General features: G+C 59.1%; 10 protein-coding genes. 7 read left to right on the forward strand and 3 right to left on the reverse strand.

Features of this window, described 5'->3' with window-relative positions; genetic code table 11:
• Positions 1-198: 198 nt before the first annotated feature.
• Positions 199-450, reverse strand: coding sequence for a hypothetical protein (locus tag J3361_RS06110; RefSeq protein ID WP_207963285.1), 252 nt, complete (start codon positions 448-450; stop codon positions 199-201).
• 1,068 nt (positions 451-1,518) lie between these two features.
• Between J3361_RS06110 and J3361_RS06115 the strand changes: the two genes are divergently transcribed.
• Together J3361_RS06115 and J3361_RS06120 are read left to right on the forward strand one after the other, a co-directional pair.
• A complete protein-coding gene (locus J3361_RS06115) occupies positions 1,519-1,878 on the forward strand; it encodes a DUF6124 family protein (RefSeq protein WP_207963287.1) in 360 nt (119 codons plus the stop codon).
• Positions 1,879-2,357: 479 nt separating this feature from the next.
• Complete coding sequence (locus tag J3361_RS06120) at positions 2,358-2,720, forward strand: DUF4440 domain-containing protein (RefSeq protein WP_207963289.1); 363 nt, start codon at positions 2,358-2,360, stop codon at positions 2,718-2,720.
• A gap of 84 nt (positions 2,721-2,804) precedes the next feature.
• On the opposite strand, the gene J3361_RS06125 is transcribed toward J3361_RS06120, so the two are convergent.
• On the reverse strand, positions 2,805-4,394 hold the full coding sequence (locus J3361_RS06125) for a peptide chain release factor 3 (RefSeq protein WP_207963291.1): 1,590 nt from the start codon (positions 4,392-4,394) through the stop codon (positions 2,805-2,807).
• 214 nt (positions 4,395-4,608) lie between these two features.
• Positions 4,609-4,938: an XRE family transcriptional regulator gene (locus tag J3361_RS06130; RefSeq protein WP_030139816.1), complete on the reverse strand. Its 330-nt coding sequence runs from the start codon at positions 4,936-4,938 to the stop codon at positions 4,609-4,611.
• Between the two features lie 487 nt (positions 4,939-5,425).
• Here J3361_RS06130 and J3361_RS06135 point away from each other — a divergent pair, with 487 nt between their 5' ends.
• The 5 genes from J3361_RS06135 (at position 5,426) to J3361_RS06155 (ending at position 10,602) form a co-directional block, all read left to right on the forward strand.
• The gene (locus tag J3361_RS06135; RefSeq protein WP_207963293.1) at positions 5,426-6,142 is read left to right on the forward strand and encodes an ABC transporter permease; all 717 of its coding nucleotides are present in this window, start codon (positions 5,426-5,428) and stop codon (positions 6,140-6,142) included.
• A gap of 25 nt (positions 6,143-6,167) precedes the next feature.
• Positions 6,168-7,070, forward strand: coding sequence for a glycine betaine ABC transporter substrate-binding protein (locus J3361_RS06140; protein ID WP_207963295.1), 903 nt, complete (start codon positions 6,168-6,170; stop codon positions 7,068-7,070).
• Between the two features lie 15 nt (positions 7,071-7,085).
• On the forward strand, positions 7,086-7,739 hold the full coding sequence (locus J3361_RS06145) for an ABC transporter permease (protein WP_207963297.1): 654 nt from the start codon (positions 7,086-7,088) through the stop codon (positions 7,737-7,739).
• Complete coding sequence (locus J3361_RS06150) at positions 7,736-8,893, forward strand: ABC transporter ATP-binding protein (protein WP_207963299.1); 1,158 nt, start codon at positions 7,736-7,738, stop codon at positions 8,891-8,893. The genes J3361_RS06145 and J3361_RS06150 overlap by 4 nt, the downstream gene beginning before the upstream one ends.
• A 545-nt stretch (positions 8,894-9,438) precedes the next feature.
• The gene (locus J3361_RS06155) at positions 9,439-10,602 is read left to right on the forward strand and encodes a type III PLP-dependent enzyme (protein WP_207963300.1); all 1,164 of its coding nucleotides are present in this window, start codon (positions 9,439-9,441) and stop codon (positions 10,600-10,602) included.
• The last annotated feature ends 330 nt before the right edge of the window (positions 10,603-10,932 follow it).

A 10,932-nucleotide genomic window follows, 5' to 3' on the forward strand; every position in this document is an offset into this window, starting at 1 on the left:
CTAAGGGGCTAAGGGGCTAAAAGGCAGAAAAGCACTTAAGGCAGAAAAGCACTTGTGGCGAGGGAGCTTGCTCCCGCTGGACTGCGCAGCAGTCCCAAAAAAGGGCCGCTACGCGCCCCAGCGGGAGCAAGCTCCCTCGCCACGGGCAATAAAAAACCTCCAGTCCGATCAAGGCTGGAGGTTTTTCATGTTGGATATCTACGTCTGGCTATCGCCCTCCGAATCCTCATCCTCATCCGGCGTGTCGATTGGCGAACCATCATCATCCTCGCCATCATCCGGATCGCCTGCATCCGCATCGGTCGCGGCAAGCATCAACTCACCCTGCGCCACCGATCCGCTCGATGCATGTTTTTCATGCTCATCGCACTCAGCCCAGGCAACCGTTGAACCGAGGGACAGCATCACCAATACCTTTAGCAAAAACATCATGCGCAGCAGCTTATTCATAGCCCAATTCCTTCTTTGCGGATAAAGCAGAGCCCGACGGCGCTCAAGAGAACCTATATATGAATAGCTCGGTTCACCAGATAAGACGCCCCGGAAGAGCCAGAAATGCCGCCGTTCTACAGATTGGTTTCGAATAAGCCTTATCTCCAAACCAACTAACCACGCAAATCCCTGTGGGAAGCTAGCTTGCTCGCGATGACGTTGGCACATTCAACATCCAGGCAAGCCGACCCACCGCTTTCGCGAGCAGGCTCGCTCCCACAGAGAGATCTGCGCCGGATACAAATTTTCTGTTCTATGAAGATCCAGTGTGGGAGCGAGCCTGCTCGCGAAGAGGCCGGCACATCCAACATCCAGGCAAGCTGACCTACCGCTATCGCGAGCAAGCTTTGCTCCCACAGAGGAAACAGTGCCGGACACAAGTTTCTTGCCCACTGAAGATCCAGTGTGGGAGCGAGCCTGCTCGCGAAGAGGCCAGCACATCCAACATCCTGGCAAGCTGACCCACCGCTTTCGCGAGCAGGCTTAGCTCCCACAGAGGGATCTGTGCAGAACACAAGTTTCTTGCCCACTGAAGATCCAGTGTGGGAGCGAGCCTGCTCGCGAAGAGGCCAGCACATCCAACATCCTGGCAAGCTGACCCACCGCTTTCGCGAGCAAGCTCGCTCCCACAGGTTGGGTTCGCATGATATTGGTGCTAACACCCGCCCTTCTTAAAGCCTTACAGACGTATACCCAATAACACGGAGCACTAGTCCCGAGGCTACGTTGCCTTGCGCCTTTGCCTACAACTAAGCCAGAATCCGCCCGCTTGTGCGCCTTGGGGCGGGACTTTATGGTTACCGGGTCGCTGAACATCAGCGGTCGGGTTTAGCAGCCTGAATCCCTAGACGCACAGTGCTCCACATTATGAGCAGGCCTTGATGCCTGCCATGTAATGGCGGTTGTGCGTGGGAGACCTTCGGGTCTGCCGGCTCTAGGGGTCCGGTCTGCTAACCCGCGTACAGTCGCCACCCTCTTCGTTTAGCAGCGATACCTGGCGGCTCCATTACCCCTAGGAGCGTCATCATGTTCAAAGCCACACCCAACCCACCAGAATCAGACCCCACCTCGTCCTACTCAAGCCTCGACCCGGAAAAATTCCACGAAGCCACTGAGCGGGCGCTCGATTACTACTTGAAGCCGGAACAGGCCAAGGCCAAGAAAGAGCCGCGAGCAGCTCAGCTCTTGACCGTCGTGGAGGGGATTGATAGCGAAAGCCTGCTCGCCAACCTCAGCGAAAACCTGGCCTCCGCCAACGCCATGATCAGCGACTTGGCATTCGACCTTGAAGGCTCTCGCCGGCATGTTGCGATGGGGATCCTGCAAGTGATTGAGGTCAGTGAGCTGCTGGCGAATCGGGCGTTGGATATCGCCGATCCGCGTTAGCAACGTGCCCCATACCAAAAGGGCTGGCCGGCATTTGTAGATACTTCGACTACAAGGCCGGCAGCTCTCCCCATGCAAGCTGACACACCGCCATCGCGAGCAGGCTCGCTCCCACAGGGGACTATGGGCGAGCGGGAAATTGAGGGCTGACACAAAACCCGTGTGGGAGCGAGCCTGCTCGCGATGACGACGGCACATCCAACATCCAGGCGAGCTGACCCACCGCTTTCGCGAGCAAGCCCGCTCCCACAGGGGACTATGGGCGACCGGGAAATTGAGGGCTGACATAAAACCCGTGTGGGAGCGGGCTTGCCCGCGAAGAGGCCGGCACATCCAACATCCAGGCAAGCTGACCCACCGCTATCGCGAGCAAGCTTTGCTCCCACAGTTACCTCACAAAGGTCTTTAACGGGAGCTCGCATCCGCGAAAGGCCCCGCCTGCGCTATGGTAGACCGAAACTCTTCAAAGGCTCCCCGACATGAATCTGTCGCAAACCCTGATGCAACTGGAACATAGCCTTTTGTCCCAAGACACACGGCGTGACGCAGCGGCAATCTCTCGCCTGATCGCCGAGGACTTCATCGAATTCGGCGCCAGCGGTAGCGTCTGGGCCAAGGCTCAGGTGGTCGAGCAGTTACCCCAACAACCCTTCACTCAACGCACCATCAGCGAGTTTTCAGCCAAACCGCTGTCGGAACACACCGTGTTGGTCACCTATCGATGTCACAACCTGTCCGCCGATAGACAGTCATCCACCCACAGCCTGCGCAGTTCGATCTGGCGCAAGCGAGGTGAAGAGTGGGAAATGGTGTTTCATCAGGGAACACCCATTCCCCAGTGAAACTGTCCATGCTCAAGACAAAGCGCAGGCCATAAAAAACCCCGCTACTTTCGCAGCGGGGTTTTCGGTTTCAACGCTTGATGCTTAGTGATGCTCCCGCGTCGCACGGAATTTCACATCCGGCCAGCGCTCTTCCATCAGCGCCAGGTTGACCCGGGTCGGGGCCAGGTAGGTCAGGTGACCGCCGCCATCCAGCGCGAGGTTTTCCACGGCCTTGTTGGAGAATTCCTCGAGCTTCTTCTTGTCACCGCATTCGACCCAACGCGCCGAATACACGGTGATCGGCTCGTAGGAGCACTCAACCTTGTATTCCTCTTTCAAGCGACTGGCGACGACGTCGAACTGCAGCACACCGACGGCACCAAGAATGATGTCGTTGCTGCGCTCCGGGAAGAACACCTGGGTGGCGCCCTCTTCGGCCAATTGCTGCAAACCTTGGCGCAGTTGCTTGGACTTGAGCGGGTCCTTCAGGCGTACGCGGCGGAACAGTTCCGGGGCGAAGTGCGGGATGCCGGTGAAGCCCAGGGCTTCGCCTTCGGTGAAGGTGTCGCCGATCTGGATGGTGCCGTGGTTATGCAGGCCGATGATGTCGCCAGCAAAAGCTTCTTCCAGTTGCTCGCGCTCCGAGGAGAAGAACGTCAAGGCGTCGCCGATGCGCACGTCCTTGCCGGTGCGCACGTGGCGCATCTTCATGCCTTTTTCGTATTTGCCGGAGCAGATGCGCATGAAGGCGATGCGGTCGCGGTGCTTGGGGTCCATGTTCGCCTGGATCTTGAACACGAAGCCCGAGAACTTCTCTTCCACCGGCTCCACGGTGCGCTCGTTGGCAACGCGTGGCAGCGGGCGCGGGGCCCAATCGACCACGGCGTCGAGCACATGGTCGACACCGAAGTTGCCCAGGGCGGTACCGAAGAACACCGGGGTCAGTTGGCCGTCGATGAATTCCTGCTGGTTGAACTCATGGCAGGCGCCCTGCACCAGCTCCAATTGCTCGACGAAACGATCGTATTCGTCGCCCAGGTGGGCGCGGGCTTCATCGGAGTCGAGCTTCTCGATGATCTTGGTTTCGGTGCGCTCGTGCCCGTGACCGGCGGTGTAGACGATGATGTAGTCATCGGCCAGGTGGTACACACCCTTGAAGTCGCGGTAGCAACCGATCGGCCAGGTGATCGGCGCGGCCTTGATCTTCAGGACCGCTTCGATCTCGTCGAGCAGTTCGATCGGGTCGCGGATGTCGCGGTCGAGTTTGTTGATGAAACTGACAATCGGCGTGTCCCGCAGACGGCAGACGTCCATCAGCGCGATGGTCCGTGGCTCGACGCCCTTACCGCCGTCGAGGACCATCAAGGCCGAGTCCACCGCCGTCAGGGTGCGGTAGGTGTCTTCGGAGAAGTCTTCGTGGCCCGGGGTGTCGAGCAGGTTGATCATGTGATCGCGATACGGGAACTGCATGACCGACGTGGTAATGGAAATACCCCGTTGTTTTTCCATTTCCATCCAGTCGGAGGTGGCATGGCGATCGGACTTGCGGGATTTCACCGTGCCGGCCACCGCAATCGCCTTGCCCATCAGCAAGAGCTTTTCGGTGATGGTGGTCTTACCGGCATCGGGGTGGGAAATAATGGCAAACGTGCGTCTGGCATTGACTTCATTGACAATTTTGCTGTCGGACATCGTTCAAAATCTCGATTGTGCATGCTGTTATGCACACACTGAAAAATTTGCTTTTGGCCGATTGCACAGGCCAGTACAGGGAACCGCGCATTGTAACAAAGGGCGGACGGGAGTGCTCGGTACGATGCCCTATGGCGCTTGGCTGGAACTGCGCCCTCGCCGAAAGAGGATGACTGAAAAACCAAAAGGCCATCCGTCTGGATGGCCTTTTTTCTTACTTGAAGTCCGCGTTCAGGTCACGAAGACCTTCCAGCTTCACGGGGCCACGACCTGGAAGCCGGGCAACCAATTCCAGCGTTCCCCCCATAGCCTCAACATATTCACGCAGCGTAGAGAGCAGCATGTCGGTACGCTTCTCCACTTTAGAGACGTTGCCTTGCTTCATGTGGAGAAGACCGGCCATAGTCTCCTGCGTGAGATTCAGCTCCTTGCGCAGTTCCTGCAGGGTCATCTGTTCTGCAATGAGCTCTGCGCCGCGCTGTTCGATCTTCTGTCGACGGGCCGCGGGAAGCCCTTTCATAATCTCGTCGATTGACTTAGCCATTGCCTTACCCTTTCTTCAGTGTGCTTAGGTGCCGGTCAAAGCGGGCATCTGCTGTCTTGATTAAGTCCTTATAGAACTTCTTCTGGCTTCCGCCTGACTTGTCATCACCAATCAGCAGACGATCCCGGCCAATTCCATACGGCATGTTTGGTCACGGGAAATCGCCTGGCGGGTGACTCAAAAAAGGGCAGAAACTATAGCCCAACTTGTGCCAGGCACCGAACCGTTGAGCACATCCAGGGTGGTCAGATCTTCCCTTACATGGGAACCTTTAGCCCCGTGGAGGCGTCCACCTCCCTGATACGAGCAACCGTCAGGGCCTGAAAAATCAGCAAGTTAGCCTGACGAGGCTGCGCTCATGGCTCGCTTCGACGGTCCTTTGACCCACATCGAAAAGAGCTGCTTCTCGCGAACGTTTTCCCGGCAACCCATGACGGTTTGTCGCCCGGGACAGCGTGCGCCGACTGAAAGATAAAGGAGTCCGCCTGTGGCTATCCGCTATGGCAAAGGGCTTATTGGAGGTGCGGTCGTCGTCGCCCTCCTTGCCCTGTTGGTCCACTGGATCGGCATCGATACGATCCAACGCTACCGCGACGATCTGCTGTTCTACCTGCAAGCACACCTGATGCTTGTCTTGGCCTCCATGCTGGCGGCCCTGATTGTCGGCATCCCCGCCGGCATCGCCCTCAGCCGCCCCGGCATGGTCGGGCGTGCCGAACGCTTCATGCAAGTGTTCAACATCGGCAATACCGTGCCGCCCCTGGCTGTACTGGCCATCGCCCTCGGCATCCTGGGCATCGGCAGCGGGCCCGCCATCTTCGCCCTGTTCCTCGCCTCACTGCTGCCCATCGTGCGCAACACCTATGAAGGCCTGAAGAATGTCCAGGGCTCCCTCAAGGAAGCCGCCGTCGGCATCGGCATGACGCCACGCCAGGTGCTGTGGAAAGTCGAGTTGCCCAACGCCGTGCCGATCATCGTCGGCGGCGTGCGCGTAGCGTTGGCGATCAACGTCGGCACCGCCCCGCTGGCTTTCCTGATCGGCGCCAACAGCCTCGGCAGCCTGATCTTCCCTGGCATTGCCTTGAACAACCAGCCGCAATTGTTGCTCGGCGCCGCTTGCACGGCGCTGCTGGCGCTGCTGCTCGACGGCCTGGTGACTCTGGCCAGCCGCCTCTGGCTGGAACGCGGTCTGCGACCGTCATAAGCCGGCTGGATAAAGGAAATCGTTTATGAAGAAGTTGAGCTTGATACTGGGCTGTGTCCTGCTGTTCGCAGGGTTCGCCCAAGCCGATGAAAAACCGCTGATCCGCCTCGGCGCCCGGGTGTTCACCGAGCAGACGCTGCTGGCGGAAATCACCGCGCAATACTTGCGCAGCAAGGGCTACGACGCGCAGATCACCGGCGGCCTGGGCAGCACCCTAGCCCGCAGTGCTCATGAGACCGGGCAATTGGACGTGCTCTGGGAATACACCGGCGTGTCGCTGGTGTCCTACAACCATGTCACGGAAAAACTCGACAGCGCCCAGTCCTACGCCCGAGTCAAAGAACTCGACGCCAAAAAAGGCCTGGTCTGGCTCGAACCGTCGAAATTCAGCAACACCTTCGCCCTGGCCCTGCCGGAAAAAGTTGCGCGGGAATATCCGCAGATCAACACCATCAGCCAGTTGAACACGGTGTTGCAGGCCGAGGCCGACCAGAACCACCTGGTGGCCCTGGACACCGAGTTCGCCAACCGTTCCGACGGTTTGGCCGGCATGGTCAAGCAGTACGGCATGAACCTGACCCGCGAGAACATCCGGCAGATGGACGCGGGACTGGTTTATACGGCGCTGCGCAACAGCCAGGTATTCGCCGGCCTGGTCTACACCACCGACGGGCGCCTGAATGCTTTCAAATTGAAGCTGCTGGAAGACGACAAACACTACTTCCCCGACTACACCGCCGCGCCGGTGGTGCGCCGGGCGTTCCTCGACGCGCACCCGCAACTGGCCGCACAGCTCAAGCCTATGGTCGAGCTGTTCGATGATGAAACCATGCGCCAGCTCAACGCCCGCGTGGACGTCGATCACGAGAGCCCTTCCGCCGTTGCCGCCGATTTCCTGCGCCAGCATTCGCTGCTCTCACCCCAATGACCTGGAGGAAAAGCCATGGATTTTCTTGACGCCTTTTCCCATCTGGACTGGCCGCTGGTGCTGCACCTGACCTGGCAGCACATCACCCTGGTGGGCATCGCCGTGACCCTGGCGATTTTCATAGGTGTGCCGCTGGGCATTTTCATGACCCGCTTTCCGGCACTCGCCGGCCCCTTGCAGGCCAGCGCCACGGTGCTGCTGACGATTCCGTCGATCGCCCTGTTCGGCCTGCTGCTGCCGTTCTATTCCAAGTTCGGCCAGGGCCTGGGGCCGATGCCGGCGATCACTGCGGTGTTTCTCTATTCACTGTTGCCAATCATGCGCAACACCTACCTGGCCCTGACCGGCGTCGAACCCGGCATTCGTGAAGCCGCCCGAGGCATCGGCATGACCTTCGGCCAGCGCCTGCGCATGGTCGAACTGCCCATCGCCGTGCCGGTGATCCTGGCCGGCGTACGCACCGCCGTGGTCATGAACATCGGCGTCATGACCATCGCCGCCACCATCGGTGCCGGTGGCCTGGGCGTGCTCATCCTCGCTTCCATCAGTCGCAGCGACATGTCGATGCTGATCGTCGGCGCCGTGCTGGTCAGTCTCCTGGCCATTTTCGCCGACCTGCTCCTGCAATGGCTGCAACGCTCGCTGACTCCAAAAGGATTACTGAAATGATCGAACTTCAAAACCTCAGCAAAACCTTCAAGAGCAACGGCAAAGACGTCAAAGCCGTGGACTCGGTGAACCTGACTGTCAACGAAGGCGAGATCTGCGTGTTCCTCGGGCCGTCGGGCTGTGGCAAAAGCACCACGCTGAAGATGATCAACCGATTGATTCCGCCGACCTCGGGCAAGGTGTTGATCAACGGCGAAGACACCACTGGCCTCGACGAGGTGACCCTGCGCCGCAACATCGGCTACGTGATCCAACAGATCGGCCTGTTTCCGAACATGACCATCGAGGAAAACATCACCGTGGTCCCGCGCCTGCTCGGCTGGGACAAGCAGAAATGCCACGCCCGCGCCCGCGAATTGATGAGCATGATCAAGCTCGAACCCAAGCAATACCTGCACCGCTACCCTCGTGAATTGTCCGGTGGCCAACAACAACGAATCGGTGTGATCCGTGCCCTGGCGGCCGATGCGCCGTTGCTGCTGATGGACGAACCCTTCGGCGCGGTCGACCCGATCAACCGCGAGATGATCCAGAACGAGTTCTTCGAGATGCAACGGGCGCTGAACAAGACCGTGATCATGGTCAGCCACGACATCGACGAGGCCATCAAGCTGGGGGACAAGATCGCAATCTTCCGCGCCGGCAAGCTGGTCCAGTGCGATCACCCGGACACGTTGCTGGCGCATCCGGCCGACGAGTTTGTCAGTAATTTTGTCGGTCAGGACAGCACGCTCAAGCGCCTGTTGCTGGTCAAGGCCGAAGACGCGGCGGACAACGCCCCGTCGGTCAGCCCCGAGACGCCAGTGGCTGAGGCACTGGAGTTGATGGACGAACATGACCGGCGCTACGTGGTGGTCACCTGTGCCGAGAACAAAGCCCTGGGCTACGTGCGCCGCCGCGACCTGCACCGCCAGACCGGCACCTGCGGACAATACCTGCGCGAGTTCAACGCCACCGCCGCCTACGACGAACACCTGCGGATCCTGCTGTCGCGCATGTACGAGTTCAACCGCTCATGGCTGCCGGTATTGGATGCCGAGCGGGTGTTTCTTGGCGAAGTGACCCAGGAATCGATTGCCGAGTACCTGAGCTCGGGGCGTTCGCGCGGGGGCAAGACCAGCATTGTCTCGCCGGCCGAGACTGCGTCAGCCTGATCGGGCACCGCAGCCTTTGTTGCTGGCTTTTGTGGCTGCTTTTGTGGCTGCTTGTGTGGCTGCTTGTGTGGCTGCTTGTGTGGCGAGGGAGCTTGCTCCCGCTTGAGTGCGAAGCGCTCATCGCTTTTTTGGGGCGGCTTCGCCACCCAGCGGGAGCAAGCTCCCTCGCACAAAGGCAAAAGCCATATCGAGCAGGCTCGAATACCAATCCGGGGGAACATCAATCTGTCACGCAGGTCGGTTACATCATGAGCTGTCGCGGGCCGCACGACGGATGTGTGCAAAAACGCGACATTTTTAGTTGATCTCAGGCCCCTCACGCCCTAAAGTTCGCGCCGAACGTCCATGCTGGAAACGATCCATCCGGCTCAAGTACTGACGACGAGACAGCAAGGCCAAGGGAATCAAGCGTCCCATGGCCTTTTTGCTTTCGGCGACATGCCTTGGGAAGTAGGCGAACCAAAGTGGGGATACGGAGGACGTTCACGAGGGCTGCTTGCCCTCACACCCATTGATCCTGATGTTTGCCAGTAGGAGTCCCAAGTATGTCGATCCAGGTCGAAGATTATTTCGCGCGCGAAACTTTCCAGAAAATGAAAGCGTTCGCCGACAAGCAGGAAACCCCGTTCGTGGTGATCGACACCGCGATGATCTCCCAGGCCTATGACGACCTGCGCGCTGGTTTCGAATTCGCCAAGGTCTACTACGCCGTCAAGGCCAACCCGGCGGTAGAAATCATCGACCTGCTCAAGGAAAAAGGCTCGAACTTCGACATCGCCTCGATCTATGAGCTGGACAAGGTCATGAGCCGCGGCGTCGGCCCGGAGCAGATCAGCTACGGCAACACCATCAAGAAATCCAAGGACATCCGCTACTTCTACGAGAAGGGCGTGCGCCTGTACGCCACCGACTCCGAAGCCGACCTGCGCAACATCGCCAAGGCCGCGCCGGGTTCGAAAGTCTATGTGCGGATCCTTACCGAAGGCTCGACCACCGCTGACTGGCCGTTGTCGCGCAAGTTCGGCTGCCAGACCGACATGGCCATGGACCTGCTGATACTGGCTCGCGACCTGGGCCTGGTGCCGTACGGCATTTCGTTCCACGTCGGCTCGCAACAGCGCGACATCAGCGTCTGGGACGCGGCCATTGCCAAGGTCAAGGTGATCTTCGAGCGCTTGAAGGAAGAAGATGGCATCGTCCTGAAGCTGATCAACATGGGTGGCGGCTTCCCGGCCAACTACATCACCCGCACCAACAGCCTGGAAACCTACGCCGAGGAAATCATCCGCTTCCTGAAGGAAGACTTCGGTGACGATCTGCCGGAAATCATCCTGGAGCCGGGCCGTTCGTTGATCGCCAACGCCGGGATCCTGGTCAGCGAAGTGGTGCTGGTGGCGCGCAAGTCCCGTACCGCTGTCGAGCGTTGGGTGTACACGGATGTGGGCAAGTTCTCCGGCCTGATCGAAACCATGGACGAAGCCATCAAGTTCCCGATCTGGACCGAGAAGAAAGGCGAGATGGAAGAAGTGGTCATCGCCGGGCCTACCTGTGACAGCGCTGACATCATGTATGAGAACTACAAGTACGGGTTGCCGTTGAACCTGGCCATTGGTGATCGCCTGTATTGGCTGTCGACCGGGGCCTATACCACCAGCTATAGCGCGGTGGAATTCAATGGCTTTCCGCCGCTGAAATCGTTTTACGTGTGATGCGTTTGGGCGCTTGAGCTCGTAGTTCTTGCCCTGTTGCGTAATAAAAAACGGCGCCTTTCAGAAATGGAAGGCGCCGTTTTTTTTCCGGTCGCACTCCGATCCAATCGTGGGAGCGGGCTTGCTCGCGAAGGCGGTGTCCCAGTTGGCGAAAATGTTGGATGTACTGGCCTCATCGCGAGCAGGCTCGCTCCCACAGGGGGATTGGGTGCACATGGGTATTGTGTCTGCTGAAAATCCAATGTGGGAGCGAGCCTGCTCGCGAAGGCGATCTCCCAGTCGGCGAAAATGTTGGATGTACCGGCCTCATCGCGAGCAGGCTCGCTCCCA

The sequence above is a fragment of the Pseudomonas sp. OA65 genome, from assembly GCF_017498305.1.
GTDB classification, from domain to species: domain Bacteria; phylum Pseudomonadota; class Gammaproteobacteria; order Pseudomonadales; family Pseudomonadaceae; genus Aquipseudomonas; species Aquipseudomonas zanjanensis.

Coding starts and splice junctions, on each gene's coding strand:
- J3361_RS06125 (WP_207963291.1), bottom strand. CDS start 4,394: ATGTCCGACAGCAAAATTGTCAATGAAGTCAATGCCAGACGCACGTTT.
- J3361_RS06140 (WP_207963295.1), top strand. CDS start 6,168: ATGAAGAAGTTGAGCTTGATACTGGGCTGTGTCCTGCTGTTCGCAGGG.
- J3361_RS06120 (WP_207963289.1), top strand. CDS start 2,358: ATGAATCTGTCGCAAACCCTGATGCAACTGGAACATAGCCTTTTGTCC.
- J3361_RS06115 (WP_207963287.1), top strand. CDS start 1,519: ATGTTCAAAGCCACACCCAACCCACCAGAATCAGACCCCACCTCGTCC.
- J3361_RS06130 (WP_030139816.1), bottom strand. CDS start 4,938: ATGGCTAAGTCAATCGACGAGATTATGAAAGGGCTTCCCGCGGCCCGT.
- J3361_RS06155 (WP_207963300.1), top strand. CDS start 9,439: ATGTCGATCCAGGTCGAAGATTATTTCGCGCGCGAAACTTTCCAGAAA.
- J3361_RS06110 (WP_207963285.1), bottom strand. CDS start 450: ATGAATAAGCTGCTGCGCATGATGTTTTTGCTAAAGGTATTGGTGATG.
- J3361_RS06145 (WP_207963297.1), top strand. CDS start 7,086: ATGGATTTTCTTGACGCCTTTTCCCATCTGGACTGGCCGCTGGTGCTG.
- J3361_RS06150 (WP_207963299.1), top strand. CDS start 7,736: ATGATCGAACTTCAAAACCTCAGCAAAACCTTCAAGAGCAACGGCAAA.